This window comes from Mitsuaria sp. BK037, from assembly GCF_014193045.1.
In the GTDB taxonomy this organism is placed as follows: Bacteria; Pseudomonadota; Gammaproteobacteria; order Burkholderiales; family Burkholderiaceae_C; genus Roseateles.
Genome location: NZ_JACHYS010000001.1, coordinates 582,774 through 604,400 on the forward strand (window position 1 = coordinate 582,774; position 21,627 = coordinate 604,400).

Annotated in this window: 20 protein-coding genes; 3 read left to right on the plus strand and 17 right to left on the minus strand. The window is 69.7% G+C overall.

The genetic code is table 11. The features are described from left to right. Positions 1–78 precede the first annotated feature (78 nt). The 6 genes from FHT37_RS02595 to FHT37_RS02620 form a co-directional block, all read right to left on the minus strand. Positions 79–1,095 (minus strand): recombination-associated protein RdgC, encoded by a 1,017-nt coding sequence (locus FHT37_RS02595; RefSeq protein WP_091723621.1) that lies wholly within the window; start codon positions 1,093–1,095, stop codon positions 79–81. A gap of 187 nt (positions 1,096–1,282) precedes the next feature. After that, entirely contained in the window at positions 1,283–1,972 is a 690-nt protein-coding gene (locus FHT37_RS02600) for a DsbA family oxidoreductase (protein WP_183478684.1), read from the minus strand. Between the two features lie 22 nt (positions 1,973–1,994). Then, positions 1,995–2,990 (minus strand): succinylglutamate desuccinylase/aspartoacylase family protein, encoded by a 996-nt coding sequence (locus tag FHT37_RS02605; RefSeq protein WP_183478685.1) that lies wholly within the window; start codon positions 2,988–2,990, stop codon positions 1,995–1,997. A gap of 125 nt (positions 2,991–3,115) precedes the next feature. After that, the gene (locus tag FHT37_RS02610) at positions 3,116–4,054 is read right to left on the minus strand and encodes a PIG-L deacetylase family protein (RefSeq protein WP_183478686.1); all 939 of its coding nucleotides are present in this window, start codon (positions 4,052–4,054) and stop codon (positions 3,116–3,118) included. Positions 4,055–4,157: 103 nt separating this feature from the next. After that, complete coding sequence (locus FHT37_RS02615; protein ID WP_183478687.1) at positions 4,158–5,189, minus strand: DMT family transporter; 1,032 nt, start codon at positions 5,187–5,189, stop codon at positions 4,158–4,160. Between the two features lie 53 nt (positions 5,190–5,242). Beyond that, positions 5,243–6,562, minus strand: a complete 1,320-nt coding sequence (locus FHT37_RS02620; RefSeq protein WP_183490744.1) for an aspartate aminotransferase family protein — start codon at positions 6,560–6,562, stop codon at positions 5,243–5,245. A 148-nt stretch (positions 6,563–6,710) separates the two neighbouring features. On the opposite strand from FHT37_RS02620, the gene FHT37_RS02625 reads away from it, so the two are divergent. Then, positions 6,711–7,193 carry an Lrp/AsnC family transcriptional regulator gene (locus tag FHT37_RS02625; RefSeq protein ID WP_217648392.1) on the plus strand — a complete coding sequence of 161 codons (483 nt, stop codon included), beginning with the start codon at positions 6,711–6,713 and terminating at the stop codon, positions 7,191–7,193. A gap of 16 nt (positions 7,194–7,209) precedes the next feature. Here FHT37_RS02625 and FHT37_RS02630 read toward each other — a convergent pair whose 3' ends face one another. Next, entirely contained in the window at positions 7,210–8,103 is an 894-nt protein-coding gene (locus FHT37_RS02630; protein WP_147240107.1) for a DMT family transporter, read from the minus strand. Positions 8,104–8,160: 57 nt separating this feature from the next. Further along, positions 8,161–9,039, minus strand: a complete 879-nt coding sequence (locus tag FHT37_RS02635; protein WP_183478689.1) for a ferritin-like domain-containing protein — start codon at positions 9,037–9,039, stop codon at positions 8,161–8,163. Positions 9,040–9,068: 29 nt separating this feature from the next. Between FHT37_RS02635 and FHT37_RS02640 the strand changes: the two genes are divergently transcribed. Together FHT37_RS02640 and FHT37_RS02645 are read left to right on the plus strand one after the other, a co-directional pair. After that, positions 9,069–9,638, plus strand: a complete 570-nt coding sequence (locus FHT37_RS02640; RefSeq protein ID WP_183478690.1) for a gamma carbonic anhydrase family protein — start codon at positions 9,069–9,071, stop codon at positions 9,636–9,638. After that, the gene (locus FHT37_RS02645) at positions 9,635–10,615 is read left to right on the plus strand and encodes an Hsp33 family molecular chaperone HslO (RefSeq protein WP_183478691.1); all 981 of its coding nucleotides are present in this window, start codon (positions 9,635–9,637) and stop codon (positions 10,613–10,615) included. Before FHT37_RS02640 ends, FHT37_RS02645 begins: the two co-directional genes overlap by 4 nt. A 3-nt stretch (positions 10,616–10,618) precedes the next feature. On the opposite strand, the gene FHT37_RS02650 is transcribed toward FHT37_RS02645, so the two are convergent. From FHT37_RS02650 to mutS, 9 genes are all read right to left on the minus strand, one after another. Next, positions 10,619–12,388 (minus strand): bifunctional UDP-sugar hydrolase/5'-nucleotidase, encoded by a 1,770-nt coding sequence (locus tag FHT37_RS02650; RefSeq protein ID WP_183478692.1) that lies wholly within the window; start codon positions 12,386–12,388, stop codon positions 10,619–10,621. Positions 12,389–12,491: 103 nt separating this feature from the next. Next, complete coding sequence (locus tag FHT37_RS02655; RefSeq protein ID WP_183478693.1) at positions 12,492–13,163, minus strand: AAA family ATPase; 672 nt, start codon at positions 13,161–13,163, stop codon at positions 12,492–12,494. A 40-nt stretch (positions 13,164–13,203) separates the two neighbouring features. Next, positions 13,204–13,869 (minus strand): nicotinamide riboside transporter PnuC, encoded by a 666-nt coding sequence (gene pnuC, locus FHT37_RS02660; RefSeq protein ID WP_183481153.1) that lies wholly within the window; start codon positions 13,867–13,869, stop codon positions 13,204–13,206. A gap of 29 nt (positions 13,870–13,898) precedes the next feature. Next, the gene (gene ftsB / locus FHT37_RS02665; RefSeq protein ID WP_091723656.1) at positions 13,899–14,168 is read right to left on the minus strand and encodes a cell division protein FtsB; all 270 of its coding nucleotides are present in this window, start codon (positions 14,166–14,168) and stop codon (positions 13,899–13,901) included. A 182-nt stretch (positions 14,169–14,350) separates the two neighbouring features. Continuing rightward, positions 14,351–15,637, minus strand: a complete 1,287-nt coding sequence (gene eno, locus FHT37_RS02670) for a phosphopyruvate hydratase (RefSeq protein ID WP_091723658.1) — start codon at positions 15,635–15,637, stop codon at positions 14,351–14,353. 183 nt (positions 15,638–15,820) lie between these two features. Next, positions 15,821–16,108, minus strand: coding sequence for a DUF1330 domain-containing protein (locus FHT37_RS02675; protein ID WP_183478694.1), 288 nt, complete (start codon positions 16,106–16,108; stop codon positions 15,821–15,823). Between the two features lie 63 nt (positions 16,109–16,171). Continuing rightward, positions 16,172–17,848, minus strand: coding sequence for a CTP synthase (locus tag FHT37_RS02680; protein WP_091723663.1), 1,677 nt, complete (start codon positions 17,846–17,848; stop codon positions 16,172–16,174). A 71-nt stretch (positions 17,849–17,919) separates the two neighbouring features. Further along, complete coding sequence (locus FHT37_RS02685) at positions 17,920–18,747, minus strand: alpha/beta fold hydrolase (RefSeq protein ID WP_091723666.1); 828 nt, start codon at positions 18,745–18,747, stop codon at positions 17,920–17,922. Positions 18,748–18,791: 44 nt separating this feature from the next. Continuing rightward, positions 18,792–21,392, minus strand: coding sequence for a DNA mismatch repair protein MutS (gene mutS / locus FHT37_RS02690; protein WP_255488616.1), 2,601 nt, complete (start codon positions 21,390–21,392; stop codon positions 18,792–18,794). Between the last annotated feature and the right edge of the window lie 235 nt (positions 21,393–21,627).

Below are 21,627 nucleotides of genomic sequence, written 5' to 3' on the forward strand. Positions count from 1 at the left end.
GGCGGACTGTGCGCTGAACACTCCCTCTCCCGCTTGCGGGAGAGGGCAGGGGTGAGGGTCGTCGCAGCGCGCGGTGCCTCAATCCCAGGGCGCCGCTTCGGTGGCCAGGTCCTCATCCTTGGCCGGCGAGGCCGCCGCAGGCGCGGGCGCCTTCGCGCCGCCCGGCGCATGCTCGGCCGCGATCTTGGCCGACTGGCCGATGAAGTCCAGTTCGCCGCCCAGGCCCTCGATCATGTCGGGGATCAACTGCGCGAGCTCACCGGTCGCCAGCGCCGCGTCCACGTCGAAGGCCTCGTCCTTGGCCGGCTTGTCCCGCCCGTCGAAGACCACGTCCAGGAACTTGATGCCCTTGATCTGCATCGTGTCCGTCAGGGTGAAGGACACGCGCTCCTTCCAGGTCATCGCCAGGCGCGTGGGCATCTTGCCGCTGGTCAGGTGCGCCTTGACCTCGTCGGTGTCCAGGTTGTGGCGGGCGTAGCGCACCGCCGCCTTCATCTCGTCGGCGGCCTTGAGCTCGCAATCGCGGTCGATCACGAAGTCCTTGGGCGGCACGCCGTCCATCAGCCACGCCGCCATGCAGGCGGCCGGCGATTCGGCGCTCTGCAGCAGGTGCAGGTTGATCGACGAATCGGCCTTCACCAGCAGCGTGATCAGCTCGTCGGCCTTGCCGATCGAGCCCGCATCCACCATCAGCAGGCCCTGCTTGGGCGAGATCCACACCCGCAGGTGCGATTGCAGCGTGAACGCGCGCGGCAGCAGCTCCAGCGTGGCCTGCTCCTTCATGTCGCGCTGCTGCTTCTTGCCGGGCCGGCGGCCGGTCTCGAGCTCGATCCGCTCGACCATCTCCTCGACCTTCTCCCGCACCACCGAGCCGGGCAGCACCCGCTTCTCCATGCGCAGGCTCAGCAGCCAGTGGCCGTCGATCTCCTCCAGCAGCCGGGCGCCGGGCTCGCCGCGCGGCGGCACCCAGCCGGCCGACAGGGCTTCCGTGGCGCCGCAGGGCGCGAAACGCTCGTTCTCGAGGGCGTCCTCGAGCTTCTCGGCATTGGGCTGCCAGTCGTTGGACAGGCGGTAAACGATCAGGTTCTTGAACATCTGGAAACTGCGTCAGGCGGTGACGGCGCGCGCACGCGCCAGGAATGACAACGGGGCCAAGCGGACGACGCGTGGCCCCGTTCAAACGATGGGCGGATTGTCTCAAATCCGGCGGCCGGTCCGGACGCGGATCAACCCCCTTGCGTGACGACCCGTGCGCGTGCTCCAGGACGCCGAAGCGTGCCGGTCAGGCCTGCCCCGCTTCGGCGGCGATCTGGCGCAGCGCCTGCTCGAAGGCCTCCGGCGGCTGGCCGCCCTGGATCAGGTACTTCTCGTTGATCACCACCGCCGGCACCGAGCTGATGCCGCGGCCCAGCCACAGCGACTCCGTCTCGCGCACGTCCTCGGCGAACTCGCCGCTGTCGACGACGCGGGCGGCCTCGGCGGCGTCCAGGCCGATCTCGCGGACCGCCGCCAGCAGCGTCTCGCGGTCACCCGGATTGCGGCCATGGGTGTGATATGCGGTCAGCAGCGCCAGCTTCAGGTCGCGCTGCGCCTGCGCGGACTGCAGGCCCGCCCAGTGCAGCAGCCGGTGCGCGTCGAAGGTGTTCCAGATGCGGCTGCGAGCGCCCTCGGTGAAGGTGAATCCCACGTCGGCGCCGCGTTGGCGCAGGTGCGCCCGGATCTGCTGGCGCTGCTCGCTGGTCGAGCCGTACTTGCGGGTGAGGTGCTCCTCGATGTCCTCCCCCTCCGGGGCCATCTGGGGGTTGAGCTCGAAGGGCTGGAAGTGCAGGTCGACGGCCACGTCCGGCAGGCGGGCGAGGGCGGTCTCCAGCGACTTCAATCCCACCGCGCACCAGGGGCAGGCGACGTCGGAGACGAAGTCGATGCGCAGCGGGGGGAGGGTGGGGGCGGTGGCGGCGGGGGTGTCGTTCATGCCGGCGACTCTAGCCAGAAGCTCAAGTCAACACGCGGTCGCTGGGCTTTGCCAGGTAGAACCACTCGTGGCCGGGCTCGGCGTTGTTGTTGGGGAACACGATGCGGCCGCCGAAGGGCGCCAGCACCGGCGTGCCGTCGGCGCGCGTGCCGATGCGCTCGCCTTCGGCGATCGGGTCGAAGCTGGCCCACTGGCGCTCGAAGCGGTCGTCGACGCTTTCGCGGTCGATGACCTCGTAGAGTTGCAGCAGCTCGACCGGCCGCTTCGGATCGGCCGGCTCCACCGCCTCCGGCGCGACCATGCCCAGCAGCGCCAGCGTGCGCAGGATCGCCTTGAAGGCGACCTCCGGCCCCTGCGGGTCGGCGTGCTGGCCGCACTCCAGCGTGATGCAGTAGCCGCCGGTGCTGCGCATGTACTCGGTGGTGCCGACGCCGTAATGCGGATCCTGCTGCAGCGCCATGCGGCGCGAGCCGTCGGCGGCCTTCTCGGCGCGGCGCTTCAGGCCGAGCGCATACGTCGAGAGCCAGCCCTCGACGATGCGCGACGTGCCCACCGCCAGCGCCAGCGCGCTCTCGGCGGCCTGGTGGCGGAAGGGCTCGAGCTCGCCGTCGTTGTCGCGCGGGCCGAGCATCGCGAAGGCCGGCCCGGGATTGTTGAAGCTGTGCAGGTCCAGCATCACGTCGCTGGCGGCGATCCAGGGGCACAGGCGGTTGGCGATGCGGTCCTCGAAGTCCTGCGGGATCGGGTTCACGCGCAGGTTGCGGTTGAGGTTGCGCTCGCCCTCGCGGCGCTGCAGCCGGTGCGCCAGCGGGTTGACGATGGGGATCATCGTCAGTGTGCCCTTGAGCAGCGTGAGCCGGCCCTCGTCGAGCATCCGCATCACGCGCTCGATCGCGCCGACGCCGGCGACCTCGTTGCCATGCACGGCTGCTGTCACCAGCAGCTTCGGGCCGGGTTTCAGGCCGGCGAACTGGTGGACGCGGAGGTGGGTCGGGGGGGCGGTGCGGGCGTCGCTCATGGGGTGAGGGAGGGAGCTCGAAAGAGGGAAGCGCCGAGCATAGGCCCGCCGCGCGGACGCGCGTGCGCGCCGCGTATGCCGAAAGCGCGACCGGCGATGAGTTCAGGTTGGGGCGCGGACGGCGCTCAACCGCCGAGCAGCGCCTTCGCGTCGAGCGGCGTGTCGCAGGACCAGTGCGTGCTGGGCAGGTCGCTGGCGGGCGCGCCGTCGACCCAGCGCGTCAGCCGGTACAGCGTGCCGAAGGCGAAGTCCGGCGGCGCCTCGCCCGCGCCGGCGAGCAGCTCGCCACCGCGACGCACGTTGTCGGCCATCCAGGCCGGCAGGCGCAGGTGATACGGATTGCGCGCAATCTCGCCGTGGTGGCAGGCCAGCGCGCGCACCAGCCGGGCGGTGTCGCGCTGGCCGGTCTCGATCAGCGTGGTCGGCGCCGGCTGTGTCGCCCAGAACTCGGTGTGGGCGAAGACGGTGGAGATCCGCGCCTGGGTCAGCGCCTCGGTGACCAGCAGGTGGACGCCGATGTGGGTCGGAATGCCGTCGCCCGCATGCGGCACGAGGATCAGCGCCGGCTGCTCCGCCGCCAGCAACTCGGCGACCAGCCTGACCTGTTCCTGCCACAGCGCCGTGCGCGCGGCCGCCGCTTCGGGCTTGACCTGCTCGAAGCCGTCGGCGGCCAGCAGGCGCAGGTCGAAGCCCAGCACGTCGCAGGCGGCGCCCAGTTCGGCCCAGCGCTCGGCACGGCGTTGCTGCTTGCTGCCCAGGGTCACCGCGATGTTGGTCACCCGCCAGCCGGCTTCCTGGCGCAGGCGCAGCGGCAGCGCGCCGACGATGCATTCGTCGTCCGGATGCGGTGCGAAGACCAGGACGTGCGGGGACGGATGGGCCGAGGCATCGGCAGCGCCGCGGGCGCCCGAAGGCGCCAAAGGACTGACACCGGTACGCAGTGGCTGCCCCAGGAGGGTATACCAGCTGCTGATCCAAGACTCCCAGTCCGCCTGGCTGGCGGTGGCGGCGACGACGGTCGGAAGCGGAGGCGTGAGGGCCGGGGAAGGGGCGTTCGCGTTCATCGGCGGGGATGGGCGGTTCGGAAGCGAGCGCTTCCGGCAAGTTCGATCAGCCCATCTTAGCGGGTGAATCCCTAAATGGTATTACATTGGTAGTAAAACTGGACTAAGACCGGTGGAATCCCTGGGTTCGACTGGTCTGGCGCGCCGGCCAGGTGGCGAGCATCACGCCGCCAAGCGCCAGCGCATAGGCCACCAGCTGGATGGCGTTCATGCGTTCGCCGAGGAAGACCAGTCCCACCAGCGCCGTCGACACCGGCAGGAACACCATGAAGACGCCGGCCTTGGCCGCGCTGACGTGCTGCAGGCCCTTCATCCAGAGCCAGACCGTGATGGTGCTGGCGGCGATCGCGTAGAAGAGCAGCAGGCCCCAGTCCTTCACCGCGACGGCGCCGAAGTCGAAGTCCATCGCCTGCCACAGGCCCAGCGGCGTGACCAGCACCAGGCCCCAGAGGTTGATCAGCGCGCTGATGCGGCGCGGCGGCAGGTCCGCGGTCAGGCGCTTGCCGATGACGACGTAGCTGGCCTCGCAGCACATCGCGCCGACCAGCAGCAGCGCGCCCCAGCCCGAGGTCGGCGCGCCGGCGCCGTCGCCGTGCTTGCTGAGCGCCACCAGCGCGATGCCGCCGACCGCCATCGCGATGCCGGCCAGCGTGCGCGGGGCGATGCGCTCGCGCAGGAAGAGCCAGCTCATCAGCGCGACCGTCGCCGGGATGCCGGCCATGATCACGCCGGCCACGACCGCCGAGCTGTGCTTCATCCCGAACAGCAGGCAGATCGAGAACAGGAAGTTGCCGAAGAAGGATTCGAGGAAGAGCAGCCATCGGGTGCGGCGGGAGAGCGGTGCCTCGGCCGGCCCGCGACGCAGCCACGGCAGCATGAACACCGCGGCCATGCCAAAGCGCAGGAAGGCCAGCAGGAAGACCGGAAAGACCAGCACCAGCAGCTTGGACAGCCCGACGTAGCTGCCGATCACGCTGGTGCTGGCGGCCAGGCTCAGGTAGGAGAGCCAGGGGACGTGATGGCCCGGATGGCCGGGAAGGCCGTGAGGGTCGTGTGGGCCGTGCGGCGCGGGGCTGTCGGGCGGTGTGAGCGCCGCGGCGGGCGCGGCAGGCGTATCGGTCGTGACGCTGGACATGGGGCGGGATGATGCCCGAGGCCGCGGCGGGCGCGCCCGGCCTCGGGGCGGGGTTACTTCAGGCGTCGCAAGGCCACGCGGATCGCGTCGATCATGCGGTCCAGGTGCTCGCGCTCCGCGATCAGCGGGGGCGACAGCGCCAGGATGTCGCCCGTGGTGCGGATCAGCACGCCTTGCTGCCAGCAGTCGAGGAAGGTCTCGAAGGCGCGTCGGGTCGGCTCCCCGGCGCGCGGCGACAGCTCGACGCCGCCCACCAGCCCGAGGTTGCGCACGTCGATCACATGCGGCTCGCCGCGCAGCGCATGCAGCTGCTCGGCGAAGTAGCCCTGGAGCTCCGCGGCCCGCGTCAGCAGGCCGTCCTCGGCATAGGTGTCCAGCGTCGCCAGGCCCGCCGCGCAGGCCAGCGGATGCGCCGAGTAGGTGTAGCCGTGAAAGAACTCGATCAGGTGGTCCGGCCCGGTCATGAAGGCGTCGTGGATGCGCTGCTGCGCCAGCACCGCGCCCATCGGCACGCAGCCGTTGGTCAGGCCCTTGGCGACCGTCATCAGGTCCGGCGTCACGCCGAAGGTCTGGGCCGCGAAGGCCTGGCCGGTGCGGCCGAAGCCGGTGATGACCTCGTCGAAGATCAGCAGGATGCCGTGCCGGTCGCAGATCTCGCGCAGGCGCTGCAGGTAGCCCTGCGGTGGGATCAGCACGCCCGCCGAGCCGGCCACCGGCTCGACGATCACCGCCGCGATCGTCGACGCGTCATGCAGCGCCACCAGGCGCTCCAGGTCGTCGGCCAGTTCCGCGCCATGCGCCGGCAGGCCGACGCTGAAGGCATTGCGGGCGATGTCGTGGGTGTGGCGCAGGTGGTCGACGCCGGCCAGCAGCGTCCCGAACATCTTGCGGTTGGCGACCATGCCGCCCACCGACATGCCGCCGAAGTTGACGCCGTGATAACCGCGCTCGCGGCCGATCAGGCGGGTGCGCTGGCCTTCGCCGCGGGCGCGGTGGTAGGCCAGCGCGATCTTCAGCGCCGTCTCCACCGACTCCGAGCCGGAGTTGGTGAAGAACACCTTGTTCATGCCCTCGGGCGCGATGCCCGCCAGCCGCGAGGCCAGCTCGAAGGCCTTGGGATGGCCCATCTGGAAGGGCGGGGCGAAGTCCAGCTCCGCCGCCTGTTCCTGGATCGCCCGCACGATGCGCGGCCGGTTGTGGCCCGCGTTCACGCACCACAGGCCGGCGACGCCGTCCAGGATCTGCCGCCCCTGGTCGTCGGTGAAGTACATGCCGTCCGCGCGCGTCAGCAGGCGAGGCGACTGCTTGAACTGCCGGTTGGCGGTGAACGGCATCCAGTAGGCGTCGAGATCGGGACGGGTGGGGGTGGACATGGCGGTGCTCCCGGGGCGGCGCATTCGGCGCGGGTGATCGATCGGGGCAGTCTAGGCAAGCCGGCGCGCAATCGGTGAGCGTTCCGGCAGCGGGTAAACCCGCGACGGCGCAATCCAATGCGGCTGCGAACGCATTTCGTCGAACACAATGCCGCCCATGCTCAAGGAAGTGCAATTGGATGCGATCGACCGCGCGATCCTCGCGGTCTTGCAGCGCGACGCGCGGATCTCCAACCAGGACCTCGCCCAGCAGGTCCACCTGTCGCCGTCGGCCTGCCTGCGGCGCGTGAAGCGGCTGGAGGACAGCGGCGTCGTCGACCGCGTCGTCGCGCTGCTGAATCCGAAGGCGATCGGCAAGCCCGGCACCAGCTGGACCATCGTCAACCTGGAGCGCATGACCCCGGCGGCGCTGGCCGAGTTCGAGCAGGCGGTGAAGGATGCGCCGGAGCTGCTCGACTGCTTCTACGTCGCCGGCACCAACGACTACCTGCTGCGCTTCGCCTACAAGGACGCCGAGGACCTGGAACGCCTGCACACCCACGTGCTGATGCAGCTGCCGGGCGTGGCCAAGGCCAATTCGATGCTGGTGCTGCGCACGGTGAAGAAGACCAGCGCCTTTCCGCTGGACTGAGCGCGACGTCGGGCGCTCAGGCCGCGCGCGGCCGCAGCACGCGCAGCATCGGCAGCAGCTGGATCAGCAGCATCGCGCCCAGGATCAGCGCGCAGCCCAGCAGGCCGGCGGCATTGAGCCGGTCGCCCATCATCAGGTAGCCGAAGACGGCGGCGAACAGCGTCTCGGACGACAGGATGATCGCGGCGTCCGCCGCGTGGGCATAGCGCTGCGCCACCACCTGCCCGGTGAAGGCGATGCCCACCGACAGCACGCCGGTGTAGAGGATGGGCCCGGCGGCGGCCTGGATGCCGGCCCAGCTCCAGGACTCGAAGGCGAGGGCCCAGGCCAGCGCCACCACGCCGCAGAACAGGAACTGGCCGCCGGCCACGGTGAACGGCGCGTTCATCCGGTCCGCGACCATGCCCACCAGCAGCACGTGCACCGCCCAGGGCAGCGCGGAGGCGATCACCCAGGCGTCGCCCAGGCCGATGTCCAGTTCATGCGCGCCCGACAGCAGGAAGGCGCCGACCAGGCAGGCCAGCGCGCCCGGCCACACCGACCAGTGCGGCAGGTGGCGCAGCAGCAGCCAGCCCAGCAGCGGCACCAGCGGCACGTACAGCGCGGTCAGGAAGCCGGCGTTGGTGACGGTCGTGTACTGGATGCCGATCTGCTGCAGCGCCGCGCCGGTGGTCAGCAGCGCGCCCAGGCCCATGATCTTCAGCGCGTCGCCGCCGCGCAGCACCGTCGCGCCGGGCGCGCGGCGTTCCCGCACGATCAGCGGCAGCACCACCAGCGCGCCGATCAGGAAGCGGATGCCGGTGAACATCATCGGCCCGATGCTCTCCATCCCGTGGGCCTGGGCGACGAAGGCCGAGCCCCAGATCATCGCGATGAGGGTCAGCAGCAGGTTGGCTTGGATGCGGGTCATGGGGCGGAGTGTCGACGATGGCGGAGGACGGGCCGGGGCGCAGCTTCGCGCCAGCCTTCATGAGCGGAGATAGGCCAGTTCTTCGTCGCTGAAGCCGGCGCCGCCGCGGGCCTCGAGGTTGAAGGGCGGGCGCAGCTTCGGGGCCTCGTGGCGCTCGACCAGCTCGGGGTAGAGCGCGACCGGATCCAGGCCGCGCTCGCGGCACAGGTGGCGGTACCAGTGGTTGCCGATGCGCACATGGCCGACCTCGTCGCGCAGGATCACGCCGAGGATCTCCACCGCGCGCGCGTCGCCGGCCTTGGCGAACTTGGCCTGCAGCGGCGGCGTCGCGTCCAGCCCGCGCGCTTCCAGCGTGCGCGGCACCAGCGCCATGCGGGCGAGCACGTCGCCGGCGGTGCGCATCGCCATCGTCCACAGGCCGTCGTGCGCGTCGAAGTCGCCATAGGCGCGGCCCAGGCCGCGCAGGTGCTCATCGAGCAGGGTGAAGTGCAGCGCCTCCTCGGCCGCGACCCGCAGCCAGTCGAGGTAGTAGGCGCGCGGCATGTCGGGGAAGCGCCAGACGGCGTCCAGCGCCAGGTTGATCGCGTTGAACTCGATGTGCGCGATCGCGTGCAGCAGCGCCGCGCGACCTTCCGGCGTGTAGGGCGACCGCGAGGCCACCTGCAGCGCGGCCACCAGCCGGGGCCGGGCCTGACGGCCGGGGGGCTCGGTCTCCGGGACCAGGATGGCGCTGGTGTCGAGCCAGACCTCGGGCGCGAGGGCGGGGCTGGTGCCGCAGTCGGGGCTGGGGGTGATGGGCGCGCCGTCGGCGGCGGGCGAGGCGGACGGTGTGCCTGTCATGGCCGTCGCGGCGGCGTGCAGCTCGCGAGCCGCGGCCGCCTTGGCCTGCGGGTCCGCGATCAGAAGGACCTGCAGCGCGCGGGTTCGAAGTTCCATTCGTAGAATTATCCCTTTTGGAGAAACGCATGGCCGTCTACCGCCTCGGCGAGCACACGCCGGAACTCGGCGCCGGCGTCTGGGTCGCCGAGAGCGCGCAGGTCATCGGCCGCGTCACGCTCGAGGACGAGGTCAGCATCTGGTTCAACGCGGTGCTGCGCGGCGACAGCGACCACCTCACCATCGGCGCCGGCAGCAACATCCAGGACGGCAGCGTGCTGCACGCGGATGCCGGCATGCCGCTCACGCTCGGGCGCAACGTCACGGTGGGCCACCAGGCGATGCTGCATGGGTGCACCATCGGCGACAACGCGCTGATCGGCATCGGCGCCGTGGTGCTCAACGGCGCGCGCATTGGCGCGAACTGCCTGGTGGGCGCCGGCTCGCTGGTCACCGAGGGCAAGGCGTTCCCCGACGGCAGCCTGATCATGGGCTCGCCGGCCAAGGTCGTGCGCGCGCTCACCCCGGAGCAGATCCAGGGCCTGGCCATGAGCGCGGCCCATTACGTGCGCAACGGGCGCCGCTATGCCGAAGAGCTGGTCCGCATTGACGATCCGCGTTCCGCCCCCAGATCACCCGAATTCAAAGGAGTCCCATGACCACGTCGACCAAGCCCGCGCCCAGCGAGCTCCACAAGTTCCTCTTCGAAGGCCTGCCGGTGCGCGGCATGCTGGTCCGCCTGGACGAGAGCTGGAAGGAGTTGCTGGGCCGGCGCAAGGAGCCGCTGACGCCGGCGGTGCGCGACCTGCTGGGCCAGATGACGGCGGCGGGCGTGCTGATGCAGGCCAACATCAAGTTCAACGGCGCACTGGTCTTCCAGGTGATGGGGGACGGCCCGCTGAAGCTGGCGGTGGTCGAGGTCCAGCCGGACATGAGCTTCCGCTCGACGGCCAAGACGCGCGAGGCTGTGCCGGATAACGCGACGCTGCAGCAGATGCTCAACGTCCACGGCCAGGGGCGCTGCGCGATCACGCTCGATCCGAAGGACCGCCTGCCGGGCCAGCAGCCTTACCAAGGCGTGGTGCCGCTGAGCGGGCCGGACGGACAGCCGCTGGAAAAGCTCAGCGATGTGCTGCAGCACTACATGCGCCAGTCGGAGCAGCTCGAGAGCACGCTGGTGCTGGCAGCGAACGACCAGCTCGCGGCGGGCCTGCTGATCCAGCGCCTGCCCATCGAAGGCGAGGGCAACCTCGAGGCGGGCGCCAGTTCCGGCGTCGTGCGCGAGGAGATGGAAGAGGCCTACAACCGCATCAGCATGCTGGCCGCCACCTTGACGGCCGAGGAGCTGCTGACGCTGGACAGCGACACCATCCTGCGCCGGCTGTTCTGGGAGGAGACGGTGCGCCGCTTCGACCCGCAGTACCCGCGCTTCGCCTGCACCTGCTCGCGCGAGCGCGTCGGCCGCATGCTGCTGGGGCTGGGTCGCCAGGAAGTGGACGAGGTGCTGGCGGAGCTGGGCGGCGTCGAGATCGGCTGCGAGTTCTGCGGCAACCACTACGTCTTCGACGCGGTCGATGTCGGCGAGCTCTTCACCGACCCGCAGAACCAGGCTCCGGGCTCCAGACAGGTCCAGTGAGCTTCAGCGCGGATCCTGGTCCACGCGGATCACGCGATCCAGCGCGGTGGCCTTCACCCGCCCATTGCCCTGCGCCTTGAAGTAGGCCTCCAGGGCCTCGACGTCCATCGGCCCGGTCTGCAGGAAGCGGGCTTCGGTGAAGGTCTTGAAGCTGTCCCCACCGACCTGCAGGAAGTTGTTGATGGCGACGCGGACCTTCTGCTCGGGCGCGATCACGCGGCCGTCCAGCGTCATGCTGCCGGGCACCACGCGCGACCCGACCGGGCGGCGCTTGTCCCAGCGGTAGCTGAAGCCCTGCGAAGTCTGCAGCGGCAGCCACTTGGCGTCGCCGGCCCACCACTGTTCCTCGAGCGCCCGCTGCAGTTGGGCGCCCGACATCTCCACGACCACCAGCGCGTTCGAGAACGGCAGCGCCGCGAACAGGTCGCCGAAGGTGACGCTGTCGTCCGGGCGATGGATCAGGCCGGTGCGCACGCCGCCGACGTTCTGGAAGGCGACCTGCGCGCCGCCGTTCTCCGGCGCGCGCGTCGCGGCCAGCATCGCATCGGCCACGAGCTGGCCCATCGTCGTGCCGCCGCCGTCGCCGCGGTCGTCGCCTTCCTTGCTCAGCGCCTGCGCCAGGAAACCGACCCGGCGCTCGATCAGCGGCTGCGCCACCTGCTGGTAGCTGCTGATCAGCAGGGTCTGGCGCGGGTCCCTGGCGGTCTCCGGACGCACGATCACGTTGTTGGCGCGGGCCTCGGTCAGGGTGCCGGTGGCGCGGTCCAGCGTCAGGTCGATCTCGGTGACCAGGGTGCCGTACTTGTCGCCGCTGGTGACCAGGCGGCCGTCGATGCGGCAGTTGTAGGCGCGGTGCGTGTGGCCCGACACGATCAGCCCGACGCGCTTGTCCAGCTTCTTGACGATGTCCACGATCGGCCCGGAGATCTCGGGGCAGTCGTTGATGCCGCCGCTCGGGTAACCGCCCTCGTGGATCAGCACGACGATCGCATGCACGCCCTGGCGCTCGAGTTCGGGTACCAGGCGGTTGATGGTCTCGGCCTCGTCGTCGAAACGCAGCCCGCGGATGCCGATGGGGCTCACCAGTTCCGGCGTGCCCTTCAGCGACAGCCCGATGAAGCCCACCGGCACGCCGTCGAAGCGCTTGATCGCATAGGCGGGCAGCACCGGCTGGCCGGTCTTCTCGTCGATGGTGCTGGCGGCCAGGTACTGGTACTTCGCGCCCTTGAACTCGGTCGGGCCCTTGCAGCCGTCCTTCGGGTGGCAGCCGCCGCGCTGCTTGCGCAGCAGTTCGGTGATGCCCTGGTCGAACTCGTGGTTGCCGACCGAGGAGATGTCCAGCCCCATCAGGCCCAGCGACTCGATCGTCGATTCGTCATGGAACAGCGCCGACAGCAAGGGGCTGGCGCCGACCAGGTCACCGGCGGCCACGAACACGTGATTGGGATTCTTCGCCTTGAGTTGCGCGACCAGCGTCGCCATGCGTTCGGCGCCGCCGGCCTGCAGGGTGACCGTCTTGGCCGGATCCTGCGGGTCCGGCAGCTTGATGCCGCCGGCCGGGGGCAGCAGGTTGCCGTGGAAATCGTTGATCGCCAGCACCTTGACGGCGACCGTCCCGGTGGCGGCCTTGGCCGGCGTCACCGGCGCGTCCAACGTGGGCGGCAGCGGCGCCTGGGGGGCGGTGGAACTCAGCGAGCCGCAGGCGGCGAGCAGCGCCGCGCTCAGCAGCATCGACAGCGCGCCCAGCGGGCGGCGCACGGAAGGACGGGTCATCGGGAAGGCTCCTGGGGCGCCAGATCAGAGGATCGCAAATGTTTGCGGTCCGGAACGCGGCGGATTGTGCCTCGCCCGCATGGCCGGATCGTGAGGGCGGCGTTCAGGCGCGCGGCTGGCGTTCCAGGAGGCGGGCGGCGTGCTCGCAGGCCGGGTCGTCGCAGCGTTCGCAGCGCCAGTCGCCGCCCAGCTGTTCGCCGCGCTGCAGCAGCCGGCCGAAGAGACCGTCCTCGCGACCGAGGTGCGGACGCAGCAGCGGCCCGAGCGCGTTGAGCGCCTGCCGCAGCCGCTCCGGACCGGCGCCCGACACCAGGCTGTAGCCCAGTCCCGCGTCCCGCAGCGCCCGCCGCAGCAGGCGATCGGTGGGCTGCTGCGCATGGGGGCCGTCGCGCATGCCATCGCCGACCCACGGCAGGTCCAGCGCCATCAGCAGGGTCGCATCCATGCGGGCCTGGATGCGCAGCGCGAAGGGATGGAGCGAGGTGTCGCCGAAGAGCTGCTCGCTGTAGACCGCGGTCATCAGCGGCGTGGTGTCGTGCAGGACCAGGTCGTGGTCGGCGGCGACGGCCTCGGCGCGGCGCCACTGTTCCTCGGCGATCGAGCGCTGCTCGTCGGGGCGCGGCGTGCGGCCTTCGCGCTCGCACCACTCGCGCAGGAATTCGCCCACCAGCGAGCAGCGCAGCCGCGTCTGTGACCGCAGGTGATCGAGCAGGTCCACGCCGAGCTGGCTCTTGCCGGTGCTCTCGGCGCCGACCAGGGCGATGTGCAGCGTCATGAGGGAGGGCCTGCGAGGACGGCGGCGATCGGCCGCGGGATCAGGCGGCGACCGTCGCCGGCCGCAGCTGTCGCTGCCACGCGCGCCAGCCGGCCACCGACATCGGCACGAACACCGCGTACAGCACCACCGTCAGCCAGTAGCCCTTCAGCGCGAAGAGCCCGATGCTGACCAGGTTGACCATCACCCAGACGGGCCAGTTCTCCTGGTACTTCCGGCCCAGCAGCCACTGGCCGGTGATGCTGGCCACCGTGGGGAGGGCATCCCAATAGGGGAGGGGGGAATCGGTACGGTGCTGCAGGAACAGCCCCAGTAGCGGCCAGGCGGCCAGCGTGACCAGCAGCGCGGTGACGCGGCCCTTGGGGCCGAGCGTGCGCACATGCAGCGTGTCGCCCTCGGCGGTGCGGCCGCGCAGCCATTGCCACCAGCCCCACAGCGCCAGCGCGGCGAAGAGCAGCTGCAGCGAGGCCTCGCCGTAGAGCTTGCCGCTCCAGAACAGCAGGAAGTAGAGCAGCGAGCTGGTCAGCGCCAGCGGCCAGGCCAGCACCTGCACCCGCATGTTGCACACGACCATCCAGATCGCGAGCACGAAGGCGACCAGCTCCAGCCAGCTGATAGGGCTGCCCAGCGCGGTGAACGCCGGCGCGAGGGCCAGGTTGAGCGATTGATCGAGGGCGGCCGACAACGGCCCGAGCAGCGCATCCATCCGCGAGAGCATGCAGGAAGTGGGGAAGTTCAGCGGCGCAGCGGGACGAAGACCTCGTCCGGCTTGACCATGCCCAGTTCCATGCGGGCCTTTTCCTCGACCATCTCGAGGCCTTCGCGCAGGTCGAGCAGTTCGGCCTGCAGCTGCGCGTTGCGCGCGCGGGCCTTCTCATTGGCCTCGGCCTGCTCGCGCAGTTCGGCGCGCAACTGGACACCACGGGCCAGACCGCCCTTGCCGAACCAGAGCTGGGCCTGGATGGCGACAAGGAAGGCGGTGAGGACGATGGCCAGGGCTTTCACAGGCCGCGAGTGTAGCCGCCTCGCGTGGCAGCCCGTGCCCAGGCCGCCCGCGCGAGCCCCGGATTCACGGGGATCCGTGGCGTTCGCGACGCATCCGGCAGTGCAAAAGGGCGAGCCCGATGGACTCGCCCTTCTTCGTCGCCAGGCGGCCGGACCCCGAGGGGGTCAGGCCGCGCGCAGGCTCAGCGCAGGTTGTAGAACGCGGCGCGGCCGGGGTAGACGGCGACGTCGCCCAGGTCTTCCTCGATGCGCAGCAGCTGGTTGTACTTGGCCATGCGGTCCGAGCGCGACAGCGAGCCCGTCTTGATCTGGCCGGCGTTCAGGCCGACGGCGATGTCGGAGATGGTCGAGTCCTCGGTCTCGCCCGAGCGGTGCGAGATCACGGCGGTGTAACCGGCGCGCTTGGCCATCTCGATGGCGGCGAAGGTCTCGGTCAGCGTGCCGATCTGGTTGATCTTGATCAGGATCGAGTTGGCGATGCCCTTGTCGATGCCTTCCTTCAGGATCTTGGTGTTGGTGACGAACAGGTCGTCGCCCACCAGCTGCACCTTGTCGCCCAGCTTCTCGGTGATGTGCTTCCAGCCGTCCCAGTCGCCTTCGGCCATGCCGTCCTCGATCGAGATGATCGGGTACTTGTCGACCCAGGTGGCCAGCATGTCGGTCCACTGCTCGGCCGTCAGCTGGATGCCGCCTTCGCCTTCCAGCACGTACTTGCCGTCCTTGTAGAACTCGCTGGCGGCGCAGTCCAGGCCCAGCGCGATCTGCTCGCCGGCGGTGTAGCCGGCCTTGTCGATCGCCTCCAGGATCATCTGGATCGCGGCTTCGTGGTTCTCGACGTTCGGGGCGAAGCCGCCTTCGTCGCCGACGGCCGTGGACATGCCCTTGGCGTCGATGATCTTCTTCAGCGCATGGAAGACCTCGGCGCCCCAGCGCAGCGCTTCGCGGAACGACGGCGCGCCCACGGGGATGATCATCAGCTCCTGCAGGTCGATCGAGTTGTTGGCGTGCGCGCCGCCGTTGATGACGTTCATCATCGGCACCGGCAGCTGGTTGCCGGCCATGCCGCCGAAGTAGCGGTACAGCGGGAGGCCCGACTCTTCCGCGGCGGCGCGCGCCACGGCCATCGACACGGCCAGCATCGCGTTGGCGCCCAGGCGGCTCTTGTTCTCGGTGCCGTCCAGGTCGATCAGGGTCTTGTCCAGGAAGGCCTGCTCGGAGGCGTCCAGGCCCAGCACGGCTTCCGAGATCTCGGTGTTGATGTGCTCGACGGCCTTGAGCACGCCCTTGCCCAGGTAGCGCGACTTGTCGCCGTCACGCAGTTCGATGGCTTCGCGCGAACCGGTCGACGCGCCCGACGGCACGGCGGCACGGCCCATCACGCCGGATTCCAGCAGCACGTCGCATTCCACGGTGGGGTTGCCGCGGCTGTCGAGGATCTCGCGGCCGACGATGTCAACAATGGCGCTCATGGGAACAGTCTCCAGAAGTGAAAAAACTCGGTCGGCGCGCATGGTGCCAGCAACGGGTTACCTGTGCTGAACAAGCTGCGGCCAGAAAGGGGGACGAAAGAGGGGCGAAAAAAAGCCACCGGGCCGCATCGCCCGTCTGGACGGGGAATGGGCGCGATGGCTGGTGCGGGGCATGGCGAAGGATCAGACGCCGTCGACGACGACCATGTGCATCACGCCGGCCTGCTGGCGCAGCGACTTCGCATGCTGGTAGGTCTCGGATTCGTAGAAGCGCCGGGCCGCCGTGCGGTCCGGGAACTTCAGCACGACCAGCCGGCTCGGCGTCCAGTCGCCTTCCAGCACCTCGATCGTGCCGCCGCGCACCAGGACCTCCGCGCCATGCTCCTGCATCGCCTTCGTGCTCCATTCGCGGTACTTCGCCATCTGGTCGGCGTCGGTCACGGTCACGTCGGCAATGATGAAGGCGGGCATGCGCGGTGTCTCTTTCGTCGTGGATCGGGAAGTCGCCGGAGGCACGGCCTCTGACGCCAGGCGTCAGGCGGCCGCGGGAGCGCTGACCTCATGGCCGACCTTGGCCTTGTGTTCCAGCGCGGCCTTGATGAAGGCGATGAACAGCGGGTGGCCGTCCCACGGCGTCGACTTGAACTCGGGGTGGAACTGCACGCCCATGTACCACGGGTGCACGTTGCGCGGCAGCTCGACGATCTCGGTCAGCTTCTCGCGCTGGGTGATCGCCGAGATCACCAGGCCGGCATCCTGCAGCTGGTCCAGGTACTGCTCGTTGGCTTCATAGCGGTGACGGTGGCGCTCGTTGACGACCGGACCGTAGATCTCGTAGGCCAGCGTGCCGGGCTTGACGTCCGAGCTCTGCGCGCCCAGGCGCATGGTGCCGCCGAGGTCGGACTGAGCGGTGCGCTTCTGGATCGAGCCATCCGCGTCCTGCCATTCGTCGATCAGCGCGATCACCTTGTGCGGCGCGTCGGGTTCGAACTCGGTCGAGTTCGCACCGTCCAGCTGCGCCTTGTGGCGCGCGTACTCGATGGTCGCGACCTGCATGCCCAGGCAGATGCCGAGGTAGGGCGTCTTGTGCTCGCGGGCGTACTGGGCGGCGAGGATCTTGCCCTCGACGCCGCGCTTGCCGAAGCCGCCGGGCACCAGGATCGCGTCGTACTTGTCGAGCTGCTTGACGTGCTCGGCGTCCAGCGTCTCGGAGTCGACGTATTCGATGTTGACGCGGGCATGGTTGTGGATGCCGGCGTGGCGCAGCGCCTCGTTCAGCGACTTGTAGCTGTCCGACAGGTCGGTGTACTTGCCGCACATCGCGATCGTGACTTCGGTCTTCGGGTTCTCGACCTCGTTGACCAGCATGTCCCAGCGCTTGAGGTCGGTGGACTTGGTGTTGAGCTGCAGCTTGGTGCAGATCAGCTGGTCCAGGCCTTGCTCATGCAGCACGCGCGGGACCTTGTAGATCGTGTTCACGTCCCACATCGAGATCACGCCGTACTCGGGCACGTTGGTGAACAGCGAGATCTTCTCGCGCTCGTCGTCGGGCACGCGGCGGTCGGCGCGGCACAGCAGCGCGTCGGGCTGGATGCCGATCTCGCGCAGCTTCTGCACGGTGTGCTGGGTGGGCTTGGTCTTGAGTTCGCCCGCGGCGGCAATCCACGGCACGTAGGTCAGGTGCACGAACGCGACGTTCGTGGGACCCATCTTCAGGCTCATCTGGCGGGCGGCTTCCAGGAAGGGCAGCGACTCGATGTCGCCGACGGTGCCGCCGATCTCGACGATCGCCACGTCCACCGCATCGGCAGTGCCGTGACCGGCGCCGCGACGGATGAATTCCTGCATCTCGTTGGTGATGTGCGGGATCACCTGGACGGTCTTGCCGAGGTAGTCGCCGCGGCGCTCCTTCTCCAGGACCGACATGTAGATCTGTCCGGTCGTGAAGTTGTTGGAGCGCTTCATCCGCGTGGTGATGAAGCGTTCGTAGTGGCCCAGGTCCAGGTCGGTCTCGGCGCCGTCGTCGGTGACGAAGACTTCGCCGTGCTGGAACGGGGACATCGTGCCCGGATCCACGTTGATGTAGGGATCCAGCTTGATCAGGGTGACTTTGAGGCCGCGGGACTCGAGAAGGGCCGCGAGAGAGGCCGATGCGATGCCCTTGCCGAGGGAGGACACGACACCGCCGGTGACGAAGACGTACTTGGTCATTGTCTTGCAGCGCCTGATTGCGTCCGGATGCGTCGTACCGGACCTCAAAACGCCGTGGTGGTAAAGCGCGATTATAGCGACGCCGTCCTGCCCTTCATTTCGTCGATCAACTCGAGCACCAGCCGGGCCGTGTCGTCGGGACGCTCGAAGGGGTAGAGGTGGGTGCCCTCGAACCAGCGGAACAGGTCCTTGGCCAGGGCCTTGGAGCCAGCGGCCGTGGCCTGGCGCAGTTCCTCGGATTGCGTGCCCGCGACGAAGGCCACCGGGCACTTCGGCGCGTGGCGTCTGAGGATGCGCGGCAGGTTGTGCGGCAGCGTGTTGTAGATGCGGGTCTCGATCTCGCGGGTGAAGCCCAGTCGCACCTGGCCGTCGGCGTGGTCGTCGAAGCCGCTGTCGACATAGTCCTTCAACACGCGCGGATCCCAGCGCGCGAACTTGCTCTTGGACGCGAAATGCGCATGCACGTCCTGGCGGCTGGGCCATTCGTAGCGGCGCTGGTGCGAGATCTTGCCGGGCGACACCTTCTTGATGAGGCCGGCGGACTTCGCCACCCGCAGGCTGTGCGCGCGCCATCCGTCGACGACCGGTGAATCCAGCATCACCAGCCCCTGGGCCAGCGCCGGCTTGCGACACGCCGCCAGCAGCGACAGCAGGCCGCCGAGCGAATGCCCCACCAGCATCACCGGTCCGGTCGGCTTCACCTGGTCCTGGATGAACTGCAGGAGTTCGTCGCGCAGGTGCGGCCAGTTGCTGGTGACCGGATAACGCGGGTCGTGGCCGATGCGCGGCAGCGCGTGCACGGTCCAACCCGCGTCGCGCCACACCTCGAAGAGCACGCGGTAGCAGCCGGAGGGGAAGCCGTTGGCGTGCGAGAAGACGAGGGTGCGGGAGGGTGCCATGGCGTGGGGCGGCGGGGCGGCGGGTCGTTGCGGCGGCCGGCGGCTCAGGCGCGCGTCGTCGCCAGCGTCTTGAGCTGGTAGAGCGCCGCGAGCGCCTCGCGCGGGCTGAGCGCGTCGGGATCCAGGTCCCGCAGCGCGTCGAGCAGCTCCGAGGGCTCCGCGGCCGAGGCGCCGGGCGCCGGCTCGGGCGGCGGGGCGAACAGGTCGATCTGCGTCTCGCCTTCGGTGGCGCGGGCCTCCAGGGCCTCGAGCGCGGCGCGGGCCTGACGCACCACCGGCGAGGGCATGCCGGCGAGGCGCGCGACCTGCACGCCGTAGCTGCGGCTGGCCGGGCCGGGCTGGATCTCGTGCAGGAAGATGATGTTCTCGCCGCTCTCGACCGCCGACACATGCATGTTGACCGCCTGCGGGTGCTTGGCCGGGAACTCGGTCAGCTCGAAGTAGTGGGTCGCGAACAGGGTGAAGGCGCGGCACTTGTCGTGTAGGTGGGTCGCGATGGCCCCGGCCAGCGCCAGGCCGTCGAAGGTCGAGGTGCCGCGGCCGATCTCGTCCATCAGCACCAGCGATTGCTCCGTGGCCGCGTGCAGGATCGCGGCGGCCTCGGTCATCTCCAGCATGAAGGTCGACTGCGCGTTGGCCAGGTCGTCGGCGGCGCCGATGCGGGTGTGGATCGCATCGATCGGCCCCAGCCGGCAGGCGGTGGCCGGCACGTAGGCGCCGATCGCCGCCAGCAGCGCGATCAGCGCGACCTGCCGCATGAAGGTGCTCTTGCCGCCCATGTTCGGGCCGGTGATGACCAGCAGCTTGGTACGCGCGTCGAGCCGGCAGTCGTTGGCCATGAACTCGCCGGCGCCAGTCTCGCGCAGTCGCGCCTCGACGACCGGGTGGCGGCCGCCCTGGATGTCGATGCAGGGATGCGAGACGAACTCGGGGCGGCACCAGTTCAGCGTGGCGGCGCGCTCGGCCAGCGCGGCGAGCACGTCCAGCGCGGCCAGCGAGCGCGCCAGCCGGCCCAGCGCCTGCATTTCCTCGGACAGCTGGTCGATGACCAGCTCGTACAGCATCTTCTCGCGGGCCAGCGCCCGTTCGTTCGCCGACAGCGCCTTGTCCTCGAAGGCCTTGAGCTCCGGCGTGATGAAGCGCTCGGCGTTCTTCAGCGTCTGGCGGCGGGTGTAGTCGGCCGGGATCTTCTCCAGGCCGCTGTTGGTGACCTCGATGTAGAAGCCATGCACCTTGTTGTACTGGACGCGCAGGTTGGCGATGCCGGTGCGGGCGCGCTCGCGGGTCTCCAGCGCGATCAGGAAATCGTCGCAGTTGGTCTGGACGGCGCGCAGGTCGTCGAGCTCCTCGTCGAAGCCCTTGGCGATGACGCCGCCCTCGCGGATCAGCGCGGCCGGTTCCTCGGCGATCGCGCGCGTCAGCAGCTCGGCGATGTGCGGCGAGGCGCGCAGGCCTTCGCCCAGCTGATCCAGCAGCGCGGCGCCGGCGGGCACCGTCTGCGCCAGTTCCGGCAGGATCTGCAGCGTGGCGCGCAGGCCGGCCAGTTCGCGCGGACGCACCTGGCGCAGCGCGATGCGCGCCGCAATGCGCTCGACATCGGAAACTTGCCGCAGCGCTTCGCGCAGCGGTTCGAAGCCGGTCGTCATCAGCTCGGCGATCGCGTCCTGGCGCGCATGGGCCGTGGCGCGCTCGCGCTGGGGATGCAGCAGCCAGTGGCGCAGCGCGCGGCTGCCCATGCCGGTGCGGCAGGTGTCCAGCAGCGACAGCAGCGTCGGCGAGGTCTCGCCGCGCAGCGTCTGCGTCAGTTCCAGGTTGCGCTGGGTGGCGGGGGGCAGGTCCAGCAGGTCGGTGGCGCGCAGCACCTGCAGCCGCTTCACATGCGTCAGCGCGCGGCTGCCCTGGGTGCTCTCGGCATAGGCCAGCAGGCAGGAGGCGGCCGCATGCGCGGCGGGCAGGTCCTGGGCGTTCAGGCCTTGCAGGCTGGCCACGCCGAGCTGCGTGCAGAGCTTGCGCAGGCCCAGCGCCGCGTCGAACTGCCAGGCCTGGCGGTTGGTGATCGGCAGCCGCGCGGCGAGCACCGCCTGCGGATGCTTCTCGCGGTCGACCAGCACCTCGGCCGGCGACAGGCGCGCCAGCCACGCACCGAGTTCGCGCTCGCCACATTGCGCCAGGCCGATCTCGCCCTGCGTCATCGACAGCCAGGCCAGGCCGATGGTCTTGCCCTGGGTCGAGAGCGACAGCAGGATCGCGTCCTGCTTGTCGGCCAGCAGCTCCGAATCGGTGATGGTGCCGGGCGTCACGACGCGTACCACCTTGCGCTCGACCGGACCCTTGGTCGCGCCGACCTCGCCGACCTGCTCGGCGATCGCCACCGATTCGCCGAGCCGGATCAGCTTGCCCAGGTAGGACTCGAGCGCATGCACCGGCACCCCGGCCATGACGACCGGTTCGCCGCCGCTCTGGCCGCGCGTGGTCAGCGTGACGTCCAGCAGCGCATTGGCCTTGCGGGCATCGTCGAAGAAGACCTCGTAGAAGTCCCCCATGCGATAGAACACCAGCGTGTCGGGATGCTCGGCCTTGATGCGGAAGTACTGCTGCATCATCGGCGTGTGCTGGCTGAAATCGTCGGTCGCGGCGCTGCTCATCGGAGGAGGGAAATGGACAACGCCCTCGGTGGGAGGGCGTCGCGTTGGGTGGCTGGGAAGGGAGTGTAGGGCATGGCCGCACGCGGCGAGAGAGGCAGGAGGCCATGCTAGGTCCGATGCGGCGCGGGCGGCTCGATGCACTTGCGCCAAAAGCGACAAAGCCCTCCAAGGGAGGGCTTCGCGATACTGGCGTCAGGAACGCCGCGGCGGCTGTTCAGGCCGATGGCATCGGGGA

What these genes read in the sequence shown, in the direction of transcription:
- FHT37_RS02615 (WP_183478687.1), bottom strand. Translation starts at nt 5,189, where the DNA reads ATGTCCAGCGTCACGACCGATACGCCTGCCGCGCCCGCCGCGGCGCTC.
- FHT37_RS02675 (WP_183478694.1), bottom strand. Translation starts at nt 16,108, where the DNA reads ATGCCCGCCTTCATCATTGCCGACGTGACCGTGACCGACGCCGACCAG.
- FHT37_RS02605 (WP_183478685.1), bottom strand. Translation starts at nt 2,990, where the DNA reads ATGAGCGACGCCCGCACCGCCCCCCCGACCCACCTCCGCGTCCACCAG.
- FHT37_RS02635 (WP_183478689.1), bottom strand. Translation starts at nt 9,039, where the DNA reads ATGGAACTTCGAACCCGCGCGCTGCAGGTCCTTCTGATCGCGGACCCG.
- FHT37_RS02595 (WP_091723621.1), bottom strand. Translation starts at nt 1,095, where the DNA reads ATGTTCAAGAACCTGATCGTTTACCGCCTGTCCAACGACTGGCAGCCC.
- pnuC (WP_183481153.1), bottom strand. Translation starts at nt 13,869, where the DNA reads ATGGATGCGCTGCTCGGGCCGTTGTCGGCCGCCCTCGATCAATCGCTC.
- FHT37_RS02620 (WP_183490744.1), bottom strand. Translation starts at nt 6,562, where the DNA reads ATGTCCACCCCCACCCGTCCCGATCTCGACGCCTACTGGATGCCGTTC.
- FHT37_RS02630 (WP_147240107.1), bottom strand. Translation starts at nt 8,103, where the DNA reads ATGACCCGCATCCAAGCCAACCTGCTGCTGACCCTCATCGCGATGATC.
- FHT37_RS02655 (WP_183478693.1), bottom strand. Translation starts at nt 13,163, where the DNA reads ATGACGCTGCACATCGCCCTGGTCGGCGCCGAGAGCACCGGCAAGAGC.
- FHT37_RS02625 (WP_217648392.1), top strand. Translation starts at nt 6,711, where the DNA reads ATGCCGCCCATGCTCAAGGAAGTGCAATTGGATGCGATCGACCGCGCG.
- FHT37_RS02650 (WP_183478692.1), bottom strand. Translation starts at nt 12,388, where the DNA reads ATGACCCGTCCTTCCGTGCGCCGCCCGCTGGGCGCGCTGTCGATGCTG.
- FHT37_RS02610 (WP_183478686.1), bottom strand. Translation starts at nt 4,054, where the DNA reads ATGAACGCGAACGCCCCTTCCCCGGCCCTCACGCCTCCGCTTCCGACC.
- eno (WP_091723658.1), bottom strand. Translation starts at nt 15,637, where the DNA reads ATGAGCGCCATTGTTGACATCGTCGGCCGCGAGATCCTCGACAGCCGC.
- FHT37_RS02645 (WP_183478691.1), top strand. Translation starts at nt 9,635, where the DNA reads ATGACCACGTCGACCAAGCCCGCGCCCAGCGAGCTCCACAAGTTCCTC.
- FHT37_RS02600 (WP_183478684.1), bottom strand. Translation starts at nt 1,972, where the DNA reads ATGAACGACACCCCCGCCGCCACCGCCCCCACCCTCCCCCCGCTGCGC.
- mutS (WP_255488616.1), bottom strand. Translation starts at nt 21,392, where the DNA reads ATGAGCAGCGCCGCGACCGACGATTTCAGCCAGCACACGCCGATGATG.
- FHT37_RS02640 (WP_183478690.1), top strand. Translation starts at nt 9,069, where the DNA reads ATGGCCGTCTACCGCCTCGGCGAGCACACGCCGGAACTCGGCGCCGGC.
- FHT37_RS02685 (WP_091723666.1), bottom strand. Translation starts at nt 18,747, where the DNA reads ATGGCACCCTCCCGCACCCTCGTCTTCTCGCACGCCAACGGCTTCCCC.
- FHT37_RS02680 (WP_091723663.1), bottom strand. Translation starts at nt 17,848, where the DNA reads ATGACCAAGTACGTCTTCGTCACCGGCGGTGTCGTGTCCTCCCTCGGC.